Source organism: Actinoalloteichus sp. AHMU CJ021, from assembly GCF_002895405.1.
Classification (GTDB): domain Bacteria; phylum Actinomycetota; class Actinomycetes; order Mycobacteriales; family Pseudonocardiaceae; genus Actinoalloteichus_B; species Actinoalloteichus_B caeruleus.
The window spans coordinates 4,630,742-4,649,382 of sequence record NZ_CP025990.1; the positions used below are offsets into that span (position 1 = coordinate 4,630,742).

An 18,641-nucleotide genomic window follows, 5' to 3' on the forward strand; every position below is an offset into this window, starting at 1 on the left:
CGGTTGGTGGTGGCCCACCAACCGGGCGTGCGGGTACGTGGCGACGGCGGCTCGGCCGTCACCGAGGGGTTCAACGCTGCTGGTCGCGGTCCCTGCGGTGACCACCCTGACCGCCGTGGCGACGGGCCCGCCCGTCCCGGGCACCACCCTCGCGGTCCGAGCGGAACGCCGGGTCCCGGCGGCTCGACCGCCCGGTACCCGCGGCGCCCCGGCCCCGACCACCGGCACGAGCGCCGTCCCGGGGGCCGTCACGACGCGGCGCCCTGGCCGGACGCTTCGGCTTCGACTCCGGCACCGGCTCCCCGCTGGGGGTCCGAGCGCCGGTGAGCTCCGCCAGCTGCTCGTCACCCGGCAGCACCCGGGTCACGGTGGGCCGCACCCCGGCGCGCCCCGTCAACGAGTTGACGCTGCGACGCTGCTCGTCGAGCACGAGCGTCACCACGGTGCCCGACTCGCCGGCCCGCGCGGTCCGGCCCGCGCGGTGCAGGTAGTCCTTGGGGTCGGACGGCGGGTCGACGTGGACGACCAGGCTCACGTTGTCCACGTGGATCCCGCGCGCCGCCACGTCGGTGGCCACCAGCACCGGGGTGGTGCCCTCGCGGAACTCGCCGAGGGTGCGGGTCCGGGCGTTCTGGGTCTTGCCGCCGTGCAGCGCCCCGGCCGCGACCCCGACCTGGCGCAGCTTGCGAGCCACCCGGTCGGCGCTGTGCTTGGTGCGCACGAACATGATGGTGCGGCCCTCACGGGCACCGATGGAGGCCAACACGTCCGGCTTGTGCTCGTCGGTGACCAGCAGCACGTGGTGGTCCATCGTGTTCACGCTCGCCGACGGCGGAGCCACCGCGTGCACGACGGGGTCGGTCAGGTACTGCCGCACCAGCGCGTCCACGTCCCGGTCCAGCGTCGCGGAGAACAGCAGCCGCTGCCCGTCGGGACGCACCAGGTCGAGGATCGCCCTGACCTGCGGCAGGAACCCCATGTCGGCCATCTGGTCGGCCTCGTCCAGCGCGCTGAGGCCGATGTCGGACAGCGAGCAGGTGCCCTGCCGGACATGGTCGGACAACCGTCCCGGGGTGGCGATCAGCAGGTCGACCCCGCGCCGCAGCGCGTTCACCTGCTTGGGGAAGGACGTGCCGCCGACGACGGTCGCGCAACGCAGGCCGAGCGCCACCGCGAACGGCTGGAGCGCGTCGTGGACCTGCATCGCCAGTTCCCGGGTGGGCACCAGCACCAGGCCCCGGGGACGCATCGGCTGCGAGGTGCCGTCGAGCAGCCTGACCAGGAGGGGAAGCCCGAAGGCGAGGGTCTTGCCCGAGCCGGTCTGCCCCCGTCCCAGCACGTCGCGGCCGGCCAGCACGTCCGGCAGCGTCGCGGCCTGGATCGGGAACGGCTCGGTGATGCCCCGCTGGGTCAGCGCGGCGACGAGGCGGTCGGGGAGCCCGAGCTCGGTGAAGGACGGGATCGGGCCGGTGAACTCGGTGATGGTCGGTTCGAGCAGCGGCGACGGCTCGACCACCTGCGCGGAGCGGCGGGAGTCACCCCGCCGGCGGCGGGGGCGGAACCCTCCGCCTCCCCCGTTCCGGCGTGGGCCGGAACGACGGGGCGACGGGGCGCGATCCGCGGACGTAGTGGGCACAGAGAACCTCCGTGACATGGCACGCCGCGGGGACGCTCCGCGACGACAGTCGGCAGGCCGCGGAATGCGATCACAAGGACGAGCCCGGCGCCTTGGCGCCATTGGTGAACGATGGGGCACCGGTGGCCTTCGTCGAGCCATCAGCGGACGCTTGCCGACGCGTCCGTCACGGTGCGATGCGAGCCTACACGGTCGCCGTCGGTCATCGCTCACCCCGGGGTAAGCCGTCGTGCCACCCCCCGGGCCCCGTCACCCTGACCTCCGCATCCCTCCCGACACGTCCCGGTCAACCTCCGGCGTCACCCGGCCAGGCCCGACACGCTCCGACACCACCGGGGCGCAACGCCTTGCCACCAGCCACGGCACGGGAGTCCGGCCGCCGCCACCAGCTCCGCGTACACCACCTCCGGGTCGGCGACCTCCGGCGGCAGTCCCCGAGCCCGGAACCAGGACAGCACCGAGTCGACATCCCGCCACGGGTGGGCGAGACCACACGGATCGCCCACGACGTCCACCAGCCGGGGCACGTCGATGACGACCAGGCGGCCCCCCTCGACCCGGACTCGGCATCCGTCCCGGTCGACCGGTCGCGACGCTGGTCGAGGCGGTGGCCACCGCCCGACCGGCCGGGCGCGCGGTGGGACACGCGTGGCTGGGGACTCGTCGATCGGGTCGGCCTCGCGGTCGGCGAGGTCGACGGCGCGGAAGCGGGACACGGCGGGACCTCCGGGGGAGGGCGCCCCGGCCGGCTGGGAGGAGCGGGCGGCTCCCGGCCGGCGGGCGCGGCGGGCGGGCGTACGAGGGGTGCGCGCGTCGGCCACGGGGCAACTCGGCACGGGCACTTGCTCCAAGACGGCACGCGGCGTGAACCGTGCGCCCAGCCTGACCCCACCGCCCTGCGCCGGCGACTTTTCTTCGGGGTGTGGGGACCGGGTCGACGACGGCCCTCCACCGCCGTGCCCGCGCGCCCACCCACCGCTCGGGCCCGAGGGTGCCCCGGACGGCCCAGCCCTCGACCCCACCTCCCACCGGCGCGACCTGGTCCTCCCACGGCCCACCGACGCGCCGGGCGCGACGCCCCCGCCGCGGCCGGCCGGGAGGCTCCGCACGGGGCGTGGGGGAGGGGCTCCCGCGCGTGGAGGGGTCGAGCGTTCGGTCAGCCGCGCGGAACCACGAGGTCCAGCGCGGTGTCCGAGACCGGTTCCGCTCGCATCCCGGCGGCCAGGGCCAGCCCCGTCACGCCCTCGATGTCCGCCGGGGCGGTCCCGGCCGTGGCCAGCACGCGCGCCAGACGCCCCTTGTGCGCCTTGTTGTGGTGGCTGACCACCGTGCGCCCGCCCCCGGCGTCCTCGGACAGCACCCGGACCGTCACCGCGCCCGGAACCGGGGCGAACGCGGCGTACGCCCCGGACCTCAGGTCCACGACCAGCCCCTCCACGCCCGCGAGGAGCGGGGCCAGCACGGGGCGCCACACCGTGCGCGGCGCCGGCAGCCCCGGCAGTCGGCTGCCGGCCGAGAGCCGGTACGCCGGCACCCGGTCGGTCGCGCGGAGCAGGCCGAACAGCGCCGAACACACCGCGAGGCGCCGCCCGGCGCGTTCCCACTCCACCGGCCCCCACTCGGGCGCGCCCAGGGCGTCGAAGAGCACTCCGGTGTACCGGAGCAGCGCGGGAGCGGTCGGCGCGGACCACAACCTCGCGTTGCGCGCGACCTCGTCCTCCTGCCGCTCGGACAGCCCCAACGCGGACAGGCTCGCCGGCACGTCCCCGGCCAGCCCGACCAGGGCGTCGGCGACCCGGCGCCGCACCGGTTCCAACTCCGGCCAGGACAGGCCGGAGAGCCGCAGCGCGGGGCCCTGGCCGCCGCTCGACTTCGTCTCCGACGGGGGCAGCAGCACCAGCATGGTCGGGGAGGGTACTGAAGCGCCCCCGCCCGCCTCGCCACGCGTCACCCCCGACCCCGGATCCCGCCCCGCTCTCCCACGTCGGCCGCCGCCCCCGACCCGGCCGAGGACCAGCCCGGTGCGCGCACCGCGCGGATCGACGGCCCCACCGTCGGGCGACCGACGGCGGGGCGCGGAGCGGGGACGCGACGATCCGGGCGGTCGGTCCGCGGCCGGTAATCAGTCGCGGAGTGTCACGGCCGACTCGCTACTCTGCCCGCGAACCAACAAAGGCACACACTCGCGACGGCCACGCGGCGCGGCCCCGGCCGCCGGCCCGGCCTCGCGTGCGCACCCGACCAGCCGAGGAGCTTGCCGTGATTACCAGGATGTCGTCGTTGTTCCTGCGCACCCTGCGGGAGGATCCGGCGGACGCCGAGGTGCCAAGCCACCGACTGCTGGTCCGCGCCGGCTACGTCCGGAGGGTCGCCCCCGGTGGCTACTCGTGGCTCCCCCTCGGGCTGCGCGTGCTCCGCCGGATCGAGCGGATCGTGCGGGAGGAGATGGACGCGATCGGCGGCCAGGAGATCCAGTTCCCCGCCCTGCTCCCCCGCGAACCCTACGAGGCCAGCGGCCGCTGGACCGAGTACGGACCGAGCCTGTTCCGGCTGAAGGACCGCAAGGGCGCCGACCACCTGCTCGGTCCCACCCACGAGGAGTTGTTCACCCTCACCGTCAAGGGCGAGTTCAGCTCCTACAAGGACTACCCCGTCGTGCTGTACCAGGTCCAGACGAAGTACCGCGACGAGGAACGGCCCAGGGCCGGCATCCTCCGGGGCCGCGAGTTCGTCATGAAGGACTCCTATTCCTTCGACCTCGACGACGAGGGGCTCGAACGTTCCTACCAGCTGCACCGCGCCGCCTACCAGCGGATCTTCGACCGCCTCGGCCTGCGCTACGTCATCGTGTCGGCCACCTCGGGGGCGATGGGCGGCTCGGCCTCCGAGGAGTTCCTCGCCGAGGCCCCCACCGGGGAGGACACCTTCGTCCGCAGCACCGGGTCGGACTTCGCCGCGAACGTCGAGGCGGTCGTCACGCCCGCGCCGCCCGCCCAGCCGGTGGAGGACAAGCCCGAGGCGCAGGTCCACCACACCCCGGACACCCCCACCATCGACAGCCTGGTCGGGTTCCTGAACTCGGCCGGACTCGGCCGCTCCTTCACGGCGGCCGACACGCTGAAGAACGTCCTGGTGAAGACCCGCCAGCCGGGTGCGAAGGACTGGGAGCTGCTCGCGGTCGGCCTGCCGGGCGACCGGGAGGTCGACCTCAAGCGGCTGGAGTCGGCGGTCTACCCGGCGGAGGTGGCCCTGCTGGAGGAGGCCGACTTCCGGAACAACCCCTTCCTCGTCAAGGGCTACATCGGCCCGGGCGCCCTGCTGGCCAACGGGGTCCGCTACCTGGTCGACCCGAGGGTGGTCACCGGCACCGCGTGGGTGACCGGCGCCGACAAGGCCGACCACCACGTCGTCGACCTGGTCTGCGGCCGGGACTTCACCCCGGACGGCACCATCGAGGCCGCCGAGGTGCGCGAGGGCGACCCCGCACCCGACGGCGAGGGCACGCTGGTGGCCGCGCGGGGAATCGAGATCGGCCACATCTTCCAGCTCGGCAGGAAGTTCGCCGACGCCTTCGGCCTGGACGCGCTGGGTCCGGACAGCAAGCCGATCCGGATCACGATGGGCTCCTACGGGATCGGGGTGTCCCGACTGGTCGCCGCGATCGCCGAACAGCACCACGACGAACTCGGCCTGGTCTGGCCGGCCTCGGTCGCCCCCGCCTCGGTGTACCTCGTCGTCGCCGGGAAGAACGAGGAGATCCGGGCCGGCGGTGAACGGATCGCCGCCGAACTGGACGCCGCCGGCATCGAGGTCATCCTCGACGACCGAACCGTCTCCCCGGGGGTCAAGTTCGCCGACGCGGAACTCGTCGGCGTGCCCTACATCGTCGTCGCCGGCAGGGGACTGGCCAACGGCGTCGTCGAGGTCAAGCGGCGCAGCACCGGCGACCGGACCGACGTCGAGGTCGGAGCGCTCGTCGACCACCTGCGCACCGCGCTGGACGCCTGACCGGACGCGGTCACGGGAGCCCCGGCTCCCGTGACCGCCACCCCGCCGGGACCGGCCCTCAGTTCAGCGGGCGCAGGCTCTCGACGATCTGCCGGAGGTCCGAGTCGGCGACGCCGTGCGCCGCGCTCTGGTCGCCCGTCGCCACGATCGCCAGCGAACCGCCGGCCGTCGACGGGATGGTCACCACGTGCACGACGCCCGTCGCCGGCAGGCAGTCGTGCGTCTGGCCCAGCAGGACCTCCGCCCGCACGTGGCTGCCCTGGGTGTTACCGCCCACCGTCACCGGCGTCGGTTCGCTGTACTCGAACTCCGAGATCGTCTCGCCCGTCTCCTGGTCGAAGTACCCGTACGCCGAACGAGCGATGTCCTCGGCGAGCTGGCGGGCGGCGGCACCCTGGTCGGGCTCGGCCACCTCCCAGATCCCCGAGGTACCCCGCGCCGAGTAGTCGAGCGCGGAGCAGAAGTCCCACTGGTAGGAGGCCGGCGCCGAGTACCAGATCTCGTCGCCGTTCTCCAGGGTGAACCCCAGCTGCTCGCGTTCCTCCCAACCCGGTGGGACGTCGTACACGGCGTTGCGCTCGGCGGACGCGACGGGAAGCCAGTCCGGGATCAGCGGAGCGGGCCCGTCCTGGCCCTCCTGCGCGGCGGCGGTCTCGGCGGTCGCCGACGTCTCCGAGGTGGGAGCCGGCGCCGGGGTGTCGTCGCCCCCGGCGGTCTCCTCCTCGCCGCCACCGACGAGCAGGACCACGGTCGCGGTGACGCAGACCACGATGACGGCGGTGAGGGCTCCGATCAACACCTTCCGCCGGCGATCGGGACCGGAGGGCTCCCCCTGCTGGCCGTACACCCCGAGGCCCGAGTACGACGGCGCTGCCGCCGAGTCGTGTCGTCCGGTCGTGGAAGCCGGGTCCCTGCCCCAGGAGTTGCCGTCACCGGGACCGCCCGGCCCACCCGTTGGCCAAGTCATGCGTGTCACCGTAGCCGGGGCCGCCGCCACCCCGGCGCGGGACGGCGAAGGCGGGCTGTGACCAGGACCACCACCCGGTGGTGGGAAGTCAGGCCCACCGGAACGCGTTGAACCCGACCGTGAGCGACCCCGTGAACATCCCGCTGTCCGTACTCGACCTGGCACCGGTCCCCACCGGCTCGACCTCCGCCCGGGCCCTCCGCGACTCGGTCGAACTCGCCCGGCACGTCGAAGGGCTCGGGTACCACCGCTACTGGGTCGCCGAGCACCACAACATGCCCGGCATCGCCAGCTCGGCGCCGGCGGTGCTGATCGGGCAGGTCGCCGCCGCCACCTCCACCATCCGCGTCGGATCGGGTGGGGTGATGCTGCCCAACCACCCGCCGCTGGTGGTGGCGGAGCAGTTCGGGATGCTCGAGGCACTCCACCCGGGGCGCATCGACCTGGGTATCGGCCGGGCCCCCGGCACCGACGGGCACACCGCCGCCGCCCTGCGCCGCACCGCGAACCCGCTGTCGGTGGAGGACTTCCCCCGTCAACTGCGGGAGCTGATCGACTACTTCGGGCAGCACCCGGACGGGCCGGTCGGTCCCGGGCGGATCCACGCCGTCCCGGCCGCCGGGAACCGGCCACCGCTGTGGTTGCTGGGATCGAGCGACTACAGCGCCAGGGCCGCCGGGCTGCTCGGTCTGCCCTTCTCCTTCGCCTACCACTTCAGCGCCGCCGGCCTGCTCCCGGCGCTGGAGGTCTACCGCGACTCGTTCCGCCCCTCGGAGGTCCTGTCCGAGCCCTACGCGATGGTGGCCGCCGGCGTCGTGTGCGCCGAGACCGACGAGCACGCCCAGTGGTTGGCCGGCTCGCAGGGCCTGGCCATCCTGCGGTTGCGCACGGGCCGCCCCGGGACGCTGCCCAGCCCCGACGAGGCCGCCGCCCACCCCTTCACCCCCCTCGACCGGGAGGTGGTCGACGCCTTCCAGGCCTCCCACGTCGTCGGTTCCCCCGACACGGTGCGCGCCGGGCTCGACCGGCTCATCGCGCGCAGCGGGGCGGACGAGGTCATGGTGACCTCGCAGATCTTCGACCCGGGGGAGCGCCGCCGCTCCTACGAACTGCTCGCCGGGGCCGCCGGGCTGCGCCCCCACCAGGCCTGAGCCCGGGTCGGATCCGGCCGGGCCGGGCGCCGATCAGCCGGCCAGGAAGCTCAGACGCACCCGGCGCACCGGGTTGTCCACGTTGGTGTCCACCAGGCACACCGACTGCCAGGTCCCCAGGGCCATCCGCCCCGACAGCACCGGGACGGTCACGGAGGGCGGTACCAGCGCCGGCAGCACGTGGTCCCGGCCATGACCGGGCGTTCCGTGCTGGTGGCGCCACCGGTCGTCCCGGGGGAGCAGGTCGTTCAGCGCCGTGAGCAGGTCCTCGTCGCTACCGGCCCCGGTCTCCAGGACCGCGAGACCGGCGGTGGCGTGCGGCACCCACACGTTCAGCAGGCCGTCGGCTCGCGGCACCCGGCTCAGGAACTGCTCGCACTCGGCCGTCAGGTCGTAGACCACCTCGACCGAACCGGTGCGGATCTCGAACTCCTCACTCAACACGGTGTCCACCTTAGGAGCGCGGTGGTGCCCACCGCAGCGGAGCACGGGCCCGAGGTGGGTGGTGCGCCTGGTCGACGAGTCCCGGCCGAGGAGTGCCGCGCGGAGGGCACGACGGCGGGGAACCCGGGGCGCACCGGACCAGCGCACCGCCTCCGCCCCGGCCGCCGCCGGGACTCCCAGCCGGCCGGAGGACCGTTCCAGCGATGCGCGTGGCTCCCGAGGTCCGGGCACACGAGGTGCGCCGCCTCCCGTCGTGGGTCGTCACCCGCTCCCCGCCGTCGCACGGCCAGCGCCGCCGCCCGCCGCCGGTTTCGAGCGCGGCGCCGTCTCACGCTCGCGGGCTCGCCGCACCCGCCGGCACCCCCACTCCTCGCCACCGGCACCGCGCCCCGACGCGCGGCGCCGCCGGCGCTCGTGGCATCGCGGGAGCCGAGCAGCCGGAACCCCCACGACGGCGCACGTGCCGGGGCAGGGAACCCGGCTCCACGGCGACTCCTCGCCGCCGCGCTGCCACGTCCCCACGCCGTGCGACGGCACCACCACGGGGCTCCCGAGGGTGCCGCGCGGTCGCGGTCGCCGAACGACCCCCGTGCTGGCGCCCGCGAGGCTGTTCCGCCCGAGCCGGCGTGGTCGTAGTCTCGGACGCGTGCGCAGTGCGTTCGGTCAGGACTTCGCGGTACCGGTCGGCTACCTGAACACCGCCAGCATCGGGATCCCGCCCGCCCTGGCAGCCGAGGCGGTCGAACGGGACATCCGGGACTGGGCAGGCGGCCGGTCGACGGCCCCCGGGTACGACCGGTGGGTCGGTGAGGCGCGCGCCGCCTTCGCGTCCCTGGTCGGGGTCGCCACCTCGGACGTGGCCGAGGGCGCCAGCGCGTCGCAGCTGGTCGGCCTGGTCGCCGCCAGCCTCCCGCCGGGGACCAGGGTGCTGACCGCGGCGGGCGACTTCACCAGCGTCACCTTCCCGTTCGCCGCCCAACGCGACAGGGGCGTCACCACCGAGGAGGTGGAGCTCGACGACCTCGTCGCCGCCGCCGAGGACCACGACCTCGTCGCGGTGAGCGCGGTGCAGTCGGCCGACGGGCGGATCGCCGACCTCGCGGGGCTCCGCGCGGTCGCCGAACGGGGCACGCCGGTGCTGCTGGACGTGACCCAGGCCGCCGGTTGGCTCCCGCTGCGGCTGGACTGGGCCGACTGGGTCGTGTGCGCCGGGTACAAGTGGTTGCTCAGCCCCCGGGGTTCGGCCTGGATGGCCCTGTCGGAGCGGGCGCGCTCCCGCACCGTCCCCCACGCCGCCAACTGGTACGCCGGGGAGGACCCGTGGCGGACCGTGTACGGCCTTCCCCTGCGCCTCGCCGCGGACGCGAGGGCCTACGACATCTCCCCCGTCTGGCTGGCCCAGGTCGGCGCCGCGCACTCCCTGCCCTGGTTGGCGGGTCTGGACCTCGCCGAGGTCTCCCGGCACGTCCTGGGACTCGCCGCTCGCTTCCGGGCCGAACTGGGGCTGGGCGAGGGTGCCTCCCCGATCGTGTCGGTGCCCGCGCCCGGGCCGATACCCGAGGTGATGGACCTGCTGGCCGGGGCTGGCGTGCGCTGCGCCCAGCGAGCGGGTGCGCTCCGCTTCTCGTTCCACCTGTACAACACGGACGAGGACGTTCGCCGCGCGGTCCACGCCCTGCGCGCGTCGGGTTCTCGGAGCGCGGCGGAGGCGGGACCCGTTTCGGCGGCTCCGTGAGTGCGGTTACGGTGTGATCTCATGTCCGACGTGGAGAGCGCACCCGACCCAGCGAGTCAGCGCGACACGAACGGGCGAGACGATGACACCGCTCCGTTGCCCGCTGTGAAGGAGGAGGTTCCTCCACCGACCTCGGCGACGGCGGGCAAGGCGTCCCCGTGGCGCGCGCCGGACGAGATGTCCGACGGCGACCCGGTGACTCCGGCCGCCGAGCGGACCGGTGGTTCCTCCGATCGCCCCACCGCGAGTGAGACCCCGGCGAGCCCGGACGGAGGCCCGGCCGAACGGTCCTCGCCCGCCCTGCGGTCCTCGCCCGCCCTGCGGTCCTCGGCCGCCCTGACCGCGAGCGCGCCCCCGCCCACCCCCGCCGAGCACGGTGGGACGACCCGGTCGACGCCCTCGTTGTCCCGCATGGGCGCGCCGGTCGAACCGACGCCGGACGAGAGGCCCACCACGACGATCCCGGTGGTGCCAGCGGGCCCCACACCGCCACCGGAGGCGGCCGCCACCGCCCGGGTCGGCCACTCTCCCGGGGCACCACCGCAGGGCGGTCCCGCGCATCCGGGCAGCTTCCCGTCAGGTGGCGCGGCCCACGCCCCGTCGCACTCCCCGCCTCCGGGCGTCCCCCTACCCCCGAACGCCGCACCCACGATCCAGACGGGCCCCGGTGCGCCACCCACGCCGCCACCGGGCGCGTCCGCCCCCAGAGGGGGCACCGCGGTGGACATCCCGGTGGCCGCGATCGCGCACTCCGGGCCGCCCGGAGGCCCGCCGCCCGGAGGCCCGCCGCCCGGAGGCCCGCCGCCCGGAGGCCCGCCGCCCGGTGGCCCGGGCGGCCCCTACGGCCCGGTCGGACCTGGCGGTCCAGGCGGTCCAGGCGGGCCCGTCGCACCAGGCGGTCCGGCGAGCGGCCCCGGCGGACCGGGCGGTCCACCTCCGAGGACCCGGGCGGCGACGGGCGGCGGCGACAACCAGAAGTACAAGCGACTCGCCCTCCAGGCGCTCGGCCTGGTCGGGGTGGCGGTGATCTCCGGGAGCCTCTACCTCGCACTGCGACCGGACGGCGGCACCGAGGACGTGCGGACGGGGGGCACCGGGGACACCACGGCGCTCGACTCCTCGGCCCCCAGCGAGTCGAGCGGACCGGAGGAGACCAGCCGCTTCGAGAAGAAGGCCGAGAGGTTCGACGAGGGCAGCCACGTCGACTGCGTCGAGTCCTCCTACGGGGGGCCGGCCCAGCAGTTCTTCGAGGAGCAGCAGTGCGAGAGCCTGCACCGCTGGCTCTACGCGACCGAGACCGACCAGGGCGAGCAGGTGGTGGTCTCCGTCGTCAGCACCACCATGCCCGACGAACAGGCCGCGCGGGACCTCCAGGCACTGCTGGACACCGACAACACCGGCAACGTGAAGGACCTGCTCCGCGAGGACGTCCGGTTCGACGGGGGCCCCACCGAACTCCACCGCCGGGGTTCGGAGTACGGGTACGCCTCGCAGTTGGAGAGCCGCACGCTGACCGTGGTGGAGACGGCCTTCTTCGACCCGGGGCGGACGGGTGACAAGGACCTCCTCCGCCAGATCGCCCAGGAAGGGCTGGAGCTCGCCTGGGACGACGGGAGCTGACGCCCGCCCGCCGTCCCCCGGAGGTGATGCGGGACGGCATCCGGCTGGTCGTCCGCGACCCCGCCGACCAGCCGGGCGTGGCAGCGGCGCCAACCCGTCGGGTGGTACCGGTGGGCCCCGCGCCGCCCGCGCCGGTGGTGCCGGACCTCAGCCGCGCCCGGGGAAGGCGACGGTGACGGGGTCCAGCCCGAGCGCCTGGCGCCACCCGACCGCCCGCCGAGCCGCGTCGACCAGCGCGGCGAAGGCCGCCGCCCGGAGTTCGCCGTCGGCCGTCCGCTCCAGCACGTACCGCCACGCCGCGGCGACGTCGGTTTCGGCGGTGAGGACCAGCACCAGCGCGGGACGGGCGTCCACCACGGGTTCGGGTGTCTGGTACGAGGGCTCCGCCGGCACCGGGTTGGTCCCTCCCGCGGTGAGCAGCGCCTCGACCTCGTCGCGGCGGCGGCGGTGCTCCGTCCGGCCCTCCGCGAGCGCCCCGTCGTGCTGTTCGTCGAGGTAGGCGTCGGCCAGGCCGTAGGCCCAGAACGCGGCGTGCTCGGCGGCGAGGGCGCGCTGGACCGCGTCGGTGGCCTCGGCCGCCGGGCTGAGCGGGGTCCCGGACGGGCTGGTGGGTTGGTTCGCGTCTGCTGACGTGCTCATGGACGGGACCTCACAGGACGTCGTGGAGGGTGGTGCAGCTGGCTGCGACCGCGGCGACCAGCCCGACCCGGAAACCCGGCACGGTGGCGACGAGGGCGCTGGCCTGCTCGCGGGACGCGTCCAGGGCGGCCAACAGCTCCTGTCGGGCCGCCTCGGGATCTCCCGGTGGTTCGGGAGGTGGGGGCGGGGCGGCCGACGAGGTGGCCGGCTGCTCCTCACCGCCCGTCGCTGGCGGGTTGGCCCGGTCGATCTCCTCGGCGAGGGCCTCGGCGTGCTCGGCGCGGTCCGAGGCCACCAGGGCGACCGCGGTGAGACCCGGGTGGGCGGCGGCGACGGCCTCGGCCAACGCCGCGTCCGCCCTGGCCGAGGCGAGCAGCGGTTCGAGCACGTCGGGTTCCGGCTCGGCGGGGGGCTCGGAGGTGCAGGCGGCGAGCACCGGCGCCGCCAGGGCTCCCAGCACGCCGGCGATCAGCAGTCTCCGTCGGCCGAAGGAGAAGCGGCCCTGCGGTGGCGAGGTCACGGGGGATCATCCTGCCAGCGGCGGTGAACCGGTCGGCCGGGCAGGGGCGCGGGCGTGCCGCCACCCACCCGGCGTGGGGCAACACGTCGAGCGGGCACGCGCTACGCTGGGCGACCACGACCGGCGAGGTGCAGCGCCGGTCGGTCCTGGGCATGCCTCCGTCGAGACGGTGTGCCACGACCCGGCCTGCACCGGGAGTGGGGAGTGTCGGACGTGCCGAGCGGGCAGGACGCCGCGGAACTCGAGACGATCGTCGCCGGAGTGGTCGACGACCTGGGCTACGACCTGGAGTCGCTCGACGTCCAGCGCGCCGGCGGGCGCCGCGTGGTCAGGGTCGTCGTCGACCGTGACAGCGGGGTCGGCCTCGACGAGATCGCCGAGGCGAGCCGTGCGGTGTCCTCGGCCCTGGACGAGCGCGAATCCGTGCTCGCCGGCCCCTACACCCTGGAGGTCACCTCGCCCGGGGTCGACCGGCCCCTCACGCGGCCGAGACACTGGCGCCGAGCTCGCCACCGCCTGGTGCGGACGCGGCTGGCGGAGGGCGGTGAGCTGACCGGCCGGGTCGGCGAGGCCGACGACGAGGGCGTCACGCTGCTCGTCGACGGCAGCCTGCGGAGGCTCGCGTTCCACGAGGTGGAGCGGGCCGTCGTCGAGGTGGAGTTCCGGCAGCCGCCGGTAGACGAACTGAAGCTGCTGGACCTGGGGGGTGCCGCCGACGACGGGGCCGCACCCGAGCAGGGCCCGAGCGAGGAGAGGCCGAAGTGAACGTGGACATCGCCGCACTGCGGGCGATCGAGCGTGACAAGGAGATTCCTTTCGAGACCGTCCTCGAAGCGATCGAGACCGCGCTGTTGACGGCCTACAAGCACACCGAGGGCCACCAGTCCCACGCCAGGGTCGACATCGACCGCAAGACGGGCGTCGTGCGGGTCCTGGCCCACGAGGTCGGCGAGGACGGGGAGCCCGGCCCGGAGTGGGACGACACCCCCGAGGGCTTCGGTCGGATCGCGGCCACCACGGCCAGGCAGGTCATCCTGCAGCGGCTGCGGGACGCCGAGCACGACCGGACCTACGGGGAGTTCGCGACCAAGGAAGGCGAGATCCTCGCCGGTGTGGTGCAGCGGGACTCCCGGGCCAACTCACGCGGCATGGTCGTGGTCGAGCTGGGGGACACCGAGGGCGTGATCCCCCCGGCCGAGCAGGTGCCCGGGGAGTCCTACGAGCACGGCAGCAGGCTGAAGTGCTACGTGGTCGGTGTCGCCAGGGGAGCCAGGGGAACCCAGATCACCCTCTCCCGGACGCACCCGAACCTGGTGCGGCGGCTGTTCGCCCTGGAGGTCCCCGAGATCGCCGACGGTGTGGTGGAGATCCCGGCGGTGGCCAGGGAGTCGGGGCACCGCAGCAAGATCGCGGTGCACTCCACCGTGCAGGGCGTCAACGCCAAGGGCGCCTGCATCGGCCCGATGGGCGCCAGGGTGCGCAACGTGATGAGCGAGCTCGGCGGCGAGAAGATCGACATCGTCGACTACTCGGAGGACCCGGCGACCTTCGTCGGCAACGCGCTCTCGCCGGCCAAGGTAGTATCGGTGGAGGTCGTCGACGAACGCGCCAAGACGGCCAGGGTGGTGGTTCCCGACTACCAGCTGTCGCTCGCGATCGGCAAGGAAGGCCAGAACGCCAGGTTGGCGGCCAGGTTGACCGGGTGGCGGATCGACATCCGGAGCGACGCCGAACCGAGCACGCCGGTCGCCGGCGGCGGGGAGTCGTCGGGCGAAGCCACGGGCGCACCAGCAGCCGGTTCGGCTGAGTGAACGGCAAGGGTTAGACTTTCATTGGATCACCACCGACCGGGGGCACCCGCGCGGTCACATCCGGGCACGCTTCCCGTGCGTACCTGTGTGGGCTGCCGAGGCCGTGTGGTGTCTTCCGAGCTACTGCGAGTGGTGGCCGTGGCCGTCGGCGAGAGCCGAGCCGCGGTCCCGGATCCCCAGCGAAGGCGGCCGGGTCGAGGAGCGTGGGTGCACCCCGACCCGGAATGCCTGCGCCGGGCCGAAAGGCGGCGCGCGTTCCCACGCGCGCTCCGGGTTCCGGGACCGCTGGACATGTCGGCGGTCGAGCGCCACCTCGGGCAGAATGCTCGGAGTATTCAGACCGACGTGGGACTTCCCCCGCGTCCGGCAGCAGAAGGAAGCAGGTCGACCCGTCATGAAGCAGCCGTGAAGCTGAAGCCATGAACGCGCTTCGACGGTAGGACGAGGTCGAGCGGGATTTGCCGCCCGGCCTCACCAGATGAGGAGAGCAGTGGCAGGCAAGGCCCGCGTGCACGAGCTCGCGAAAGAGCTCGGTGTCACGAGCAAGGAAGTACTGAAGAAACTCGCCGACCTCGGCGAATACGTGAAGTCCGCGTCCTCCACGGTGGAGGCACCCGTCGCGCGGCGACTGCGCGACGCCTTCCCCCGGTCAGGGGACTCGTCCAACGGCAAGGGCCGTCGTCCGGGGCCGCGCCCCGGCCCGCCGGCCGACAGGACCCCCGAGGCCGGTGCCCAGCCGGCGCGTGAGGTCCCCCGCCCTGGCCCGCGTCCCGGCCCCGCGCCGCGTCCGGGCCCGCCGGCGAGCACTCCGACGCCCCGTCCCCCGGCCACCGGTGGACGTCCCGGCCAGGACCGCCCGTCCGGCGCGCCGACACCCGGACCGAGGCGCCCCGCGCCCCGGCCGGCTCAGGAACAGGCTCCCCGGCCCGCCGAGGAGCCCCAGCAGCCCAGGACCGAGCAGCCCAGGACCGAACAGCCGCAGCAGCAGCCGGCCCGGCCGGCGGCCTCCGGCCCCCGTCCTGGCCCGTCGAAGCCGGGGCCGCGTCCCGGTCCGTCGCCCTCGGTGGTGCCGCCCAAGCCCCAGTCGCCGAAGCCGGGGCCCCGCGCGCCGCGCCCGGGTAACAACCCGTTCGGCGTGGGTGGTCCGGCTCCCCGTCCGGGCGGCCAGCCCCGCCCCGGCGGTGGTGGCGCTCCCGGTGGGGGTGCCCCGCGTCCCGGCGGCAACCGGCCTGACCGCGGCGGTGCCCGTGGTGGCGCTCCCGGTGGCGGTGCCCCGCGTCCGGGTGCTCCCCAGGGCTCCGGTGGCGGTGGCGGCGGCGGTTCGCGCCCGAACCCGGGCATGATGCCTCCGCGTCCGAACCCGGGCATGATGCCCCCTCGGCCGGCCCGGCCCGCCGGTGGCGGCCCCGGCGGTGGCCGTGGCGGTCGTCCCGGTGGCGGCGGTGGCGGCGGCGGTCGTCCCGGCGGTCGGCGCCCGAGGAGGCCCGGTCGTCCCACGTGGCGCGGCGGCCCCGGGCGCTGGGCGGATCAGCGCAGTTCGACGTCCTCGATGCCGGCGAGCAGGAGTCGCCGCAGCGCGCGGCGGTCGACGGCGTAGTGCCCTTCGGCCGGGTCGACGGCCCGGGGGTGGGAGATCTCCTCCTCGACGACGAGGAGTTCGGTCAGCCGCTCGGTGAGGAAACCGAAATCCCCGCCCGGTGCGGCCAGGTCGAGGAAGGCCCGCCACAGCCGGTCCGGGAGGCAGGCGCGGAGTGATCTCGCTCCCGCCGGGTCGATGTGGATTCGGTACCCCTCCCACCTGCCCGCGGGGTGGGTGTCGCGTTCGTGGACGGTGACCGGGACGCCGGCCGCGCGGAGCCCCTGCGCCAGGCAGAGGCCGCCGATGCCACCGCCGATGACCAGGACGTGGGGTGCGTTCATGACCTGTTCCCTCCTTCGGGAGCGGGTGGCGCGGTGGAGTCAGGGTGAATGTGTCACCGTCCTCGAGCGAAGCCAGCTCTCGGCCAGCGGGCCAGGCGAGCAGCCGAACGACCACACCACCGGAGGGCATCTCACCACCTTCCTTGACAACACGCCCCGACACCAGCACTGGAGTGTTCACGTGAGCGGACTCGGCGATTCGCGTAACCGGTTCGTCAGAACACATCAGCTCAGGAGGAGCAAGGCCAACAGTCGATTGCGCCGCGTGCGCTACCCCCAGGGGGGGGCAGCAGGGCCAACATGAGGCCAATCACCGCCCCGCCCACTCCAAGTCGATGTCCCGTCTTTGTCAATCGCATCTTTTCGCCTACCTTATCCTCTGGGTCCGCCGATCCGGACAACGCGATAAGTGCACGCAGCTGATTACTGCGGGCACCCACCTGAACACTATCGGCCAGCAGTCGCCGCGAACACCCGAACGAGGCGAATTTCTGAGATCACTGTCACGTCGGACTCCGAACAGAGGAGAGTCTTCGTCCCCTTTCTGGCGTCATGTCCGTTGCTTGTTTCTTTCCTACCAACATAAAGGAATTGACGTCTCCGCCGAACGATTCTCCGCCACTTCGGTCAGCCGACCGGGACTGCGGGTACCACGACTCCAGGTGAGCTGGGTCCGCGCCCGGCACTTCGCACTCACCAGTCCGGCCAGTCGATCTCCACGCCGATGCACTGCTCCCGCATGGCGACCGAGGTCCCGGTCAGCGCGTAGACGGCGTGTGGGAGATGACCCCGTACAACAAGCTGTTCGAGGAGCGCATCCTGTTCCTCGGCTCACAGGTCGACGACGTCGCCGCGAACGACCTGATGGCCCAGCTGCTGGTCCTGGAGGGCAACGACCCGGACCGGGACATCACCATGTACATCAACTCGCCCGGTGGGTCGTTCACCTCGTTGATGGCGATCTACGACACGATGCAGTACGTCCGTCCGGACATCCAGACCACCTGCCTCGGCCAGGCCTCCTCGGCCGCGGCCGTGCTGCTGGCGGCGGGTACCCCCGGCAAGCGGCTCGCCCCGCCCTCGATGGACACGGTGCACGGCCTGGTCGTCGACAAGGCGCAGTACGCCCTGGACAGCCACACCGACACGATGGGCGCGGCCAGCCCCTGGATGGCCGGCAACGTCATCGCGATCGCGGCGAAGGCAACCAGTGACATCAGCGAGGACGAGGCAAGGGTCATCGCTGGCTGGCTGGACCAGGAGACCGGGTCGAACGTCAGCAGTTACATCGATGGTGGCATCTTCTGCCGGTGGGACGACGAGGCCAGGGAGTACACGCAGCGGGAGTGCCGGCGCTGGATCCGGGAGTCCTTCACCGCCGAGTACGAGACGCTCTACTCGAGCTTCCTCTGCGGCACCAAGATGCGCCCCGCCGGGTCCTGCTACGTCTGCGAGGGCTGCGGCTCCACCTCCGGCTGCAGCTGACGCTCGCCACAGGGGTGGATCGTTCGGTTCGCCGCTGGCTCGGCACCAGAAGTGCGAGGGGGGAGCCGCCGAAATGGCTGGCTCCCCCCTCGCATTTTCGTGGCTTCGTCAAGTGCCGGTGGTGCTGAGTTGTAGGAAGCGGTTGTTTGTGTTCCGTGCCGATGGGACCGGCGGGGTCACGCCGTGTTCGTTCGCGATCCCACGTTCGACCTCCGCGATGAGGCAGGCGATGGTGGCTGGGTTCAGGCGTCCTTGCCCGAAATGGTTGACAACGCGGTCGTATTCCCTCTGGAACAGAATGTGGAACTGATCGTGCAACTCGTCCTCGTCGAGGGTGTCGGCGCCGGCGGCCCAGGAGAAGGGCTTTCTTCCGAACATCGTCTCGAATTCCTCGTAGCCCCGGTAGGTCCAGTAGGTGTCGTAGAACGACACGCAGGTTGCCTGGAGCCAGGCCCACACGTACTGCGGATCCTGGTGGTTGGGCGCCTCCTGGTGGCACCGCGCGCACAGCAGCACCAGGTTTTCCGCCGTGTTGGGGCCCCCGAGCGCGTCAGGGATGACATGGCATCTCTGCGAGTTCGACCGGTAACCGCAGCGCCAACACCGTTCGTGCGCCTCGCTCCAGTCGACTCCGAGAGCGTCTTCATCCACTCGCGCGGACCAGTGGTCGACGATGTCCCGCGCGGACGGACCCGCGCTTTACTT

Annotated in this window: 18 protein-coding genes and 2 pseudogenes; 9 read left to right on the forward strand and 11 right to left on the reverse strand. The window is 73.6% G+C overall.

All coding sequences use genetic code 11. The features are described 5' to 3' along the window. Positions 1-70: 70 nt before the first annotated feature. The 3 genes from C1701_RS19660 to C1701_RS19670 form a co-directional block, all read right to left on the reverse strand. Entirely contained in the window at positions 71-1,516 is a 1,446-nt protein-coding gene (locus tag C1701_RS19660) for a DEAD/DEAH box helicase (protein ID WP_417853554.1), read from the reverse strand. 419 nt (positions 1,517-1,935) lie between these two features. Continuing rightward, the gene (locus C1701_RS19665) at positions 1,936-2,352 is read right to left on the reverse strand and encodes a hypothetical protein (protein ID WP_026419955.1); all 417 of its coding nucleotides are present in this window, start codon (positions 2,350-2,352) and stop codon (positions 1,936-1,938) included. Between the two features lie 440 nt (positions 2,353-2,792). Beyond that, positions 2,793-3,539, reverse strand: a complete 747-nt coding sequence (locus C1701_RS19670) for a YaaA family protein (protein ID WP_026419956.1) — start codon at positions 3,537-3,539, stop codon at positions 2,793-2,795. Positions 3,540-3,895: 356 nt separating this feature from the next. Between C1701_RS19670 and C1701_RS19675 the strand changes: the two genes are divergently transcribed. Then, the gene (locus C1701_RS19675; RefSeq protein ID WP_026419957.1) at positions 3,896-5,644 is read left to right on the forward strand and encodes a proline--tRNA ligase; all 1,749 of its coding nucleotides are present in this window, start codon (positions 3,896-3,898) and stop codon (positions 5,642-5,644) included. 58 nt (positions 5,645-5,702) lie between these two features. Here the strand turns inward: C1701_RS19675 and C1701_RS19680 are convergent, their stop codons facing one another. Beyond that, a complete protein-coding gene (locus C1701_RS19680; RefSeq protein WP_337661835.1) occupies positions 5,703-6,611 on the reverse strand; it encodes a hypothetical protein in 909 nt (302 codons plus the stop codon). A 119-nt stretch (positions 6,612-6,730) separates the two neighbouring features. Here C1701_RS19680 and C1701_RS19685 point away from each other — a divergent pair, with 119 nt between their 5' ends. Continuing rightward, on the forward strand, positions 6,731-7,762 hold the full coding sequence (locus C1701_RS19685) for an LLM class flavin-dependent oxidoreductase (protein ID WP_035292810.1): 1,032 nt from the start codon (positions 6,731-6,733) through the stop codon (positions 7,760-7,762). A 33-nt stretch (positions 7,763-7,795) separates the two neighbouring features. Here C1701_RS19685 and C1701_RS19690 read toward each other — a convergent pair whose 3' ends face one another. After that, a complete protein-coding gene (locus C1701_RS19690) occupies positions 7,796-8,206 on the reverse strand; it encodes a secondary thiamine-phosphate synthase enzyme YjbQ (protein ID WP_026419960.1) in 411 nt (136 codons plus the stop codon). A gap of 646 nt (positions 8,207-8,852) precedes the next feature. Between C1701_RS19690 and C1701_RS19695 the strand changes: the two genes are divergently transcribed. Then, entirely contained in the window at positions 8,853-9,941 is a 1,089-nt protein-coding gene (locus tag C1701_RS19695; protein WP_026419961.1) for an aminotransferase class V, read from the forward strand. A 56-nt stretch (positions 9,942-9,997) separates the two neighbouring features. Here C1701_RS19695 and C1701_RS27700 read toward each other — a convergent pair whose 3' ends face one another. Beyond that, on the reverse strand, positions 9,998-10,426 hold the full coding sequence (locus C1701_RS27700) for a hypothetical protein (protein ID WP_337661836.1): 429 nt from the start codon (positions 10,424-10,426) through the stop codon (positions 9,998-10,000). 532 nt (positions 10,427-10,958) lie between these two features. On the opposite strand from C1701_RS27700, the gene C1701_RS19700 reads away from it, so the two are divergent. Beyond that, complete coding sequence (locus tag C1701_RS19700; protein WP_030104843.1) at positions 10,959-11,561, forward strand: hypothetical protein; 603 nt, start codon at positions 10,959-10,961, stop codon at positions 11,559-11,561. A gap of 147 nt (positions 11,562-11,708) precedes the next feature. On the opposite strand, the gene C1701_RS19705 is transcribed toward C1701_RS19700, so the two are convergent. Next, positions 11,709-12,200, reverse strand: coding sequence for a ferritin-like domain-containing protein (locus C1701_RS19705; RefSeq protein ID WP_051314217.1), 492 nt, complete (start codon positions 12,198-12,200; stop codon positions 11,709-11,711). A gap of 10 nt (positions 12,201-12,210) precedes the next feature. Next, on the reverse strand, positions 12,211-12,720 hold the full coding sequence (locus C1701_RS19710) for a hypothetical protein (protein ID WP_051314218.1): 510 nt from the start codon (positions 12,718-12,720) through the stop codon (positions 12,211-12,213). A 204-nt stretch (positions 12,721-12,924) separates the two neighbouring features. Here C1701_RS19710 and rimP point away from each other — a divergent pair, with 204 nt between their 5' ends. The 4 genes from rimP (at position 12,925) to C1701_RS19730 (ending at position 16,128) form a co-directional block, all read left to right on the forward strand. Beyond that, the gene (gene rimP / locus C1701_RS19715) at positions 12,925-13,485 is read left to right on the forward strand and encodes a ribosome maturation factor RimP (protein ID WP_026419965.1); all 561 of its coding nucleotides are present in this window, start codon (positions 12,925-12,927) and stop codon (positions 13,483-13,485) included. Continuing rightward, complete coding sequence (nusA, locus tag C1701_RS19720; protein ID WP_026419966.1) at positions 13,482-14,531, forward strand: transcription termination factor NusA; 1,050 nt, start codon at positions 13,482-13,484, stop codon at positions 14,529-14,531. Before rimP ends, nusA begins: the two co-directional genes overlap by 4 nt. 138 nt (positions 14,532-14,669) lie before the next feature. Beyond that, on the forward strand, positions 14,670-14,954 hold the full coding sequence (locus tag C1701_RS19725) for a YlxR family protein (RefSeq protein WP_245588917.1): 285 nt from the start codon (positions 14,670-14,672) through the stop codon (positions 14,952-14,954). A 55-nt stretch (positions 14,955-15,009) separates the two neighbouring features. Continuing rightward, positions 15,010-16,128, forward strand: coding sequence for a translation initiation factor IF-2 N-terminal domain-containing protein (locus C1701_RS19730; protein WP_443098126.1), 1,119 nt, complete (start codon positions 15,010-15,012; stop codon positions 16,126-16,128). Here C1701_RS19730 and C1701_RS19735 read toward each other — a convergent pair. Further along, complete coding sequence (locus C1701_RS19735) at positions 16,059-16,451, reverse strand: NAD(P)-binding protein (protein WP_103056415.1); 393 nt, start codon at positions 16,449-16,451, stop codon at positions 16,059-16,061. The genes C1701_RS19730 and C1701_RS19735 overlap by 70 nt on opposite strands. Before the next feature lie 783 nt (positions 16,452-17,234). Here C1701_RS19735 and C1701_RS19740 point away from each other — a divergent pair. Then, a pseudogene (locus tag C1701_RS19740) lies at positions 17,235-17,534 on the forward strand (ATP-dependent Clp protease proteolytic subunit); the annotation flags it as partial. Positions 17,535-18,044: 510 nt separating this feature from the next. Here C1701_RS19740 and C1701_RS27705 read toward each other — a convergent pair. After that, complete coding sequence (locus C1701_RS27705; protein ID WP_337661837.1) at positions 18,045-18,368, reverse strand: hypothetical protein; 324 nt, start codon at positions 18,366-18,368, stop codon at positions 18,045-18,047. 90 nt (positions 18,369-18,458) lie between these two features. Next, positions 18,459-18,587, reverse strand: a pseudogene (locus C1701_RS28190) (hypothetical protein); the annotation flags it as partial. Positions 18,588-18,641 lie beyond the last annotated feature (54 nt).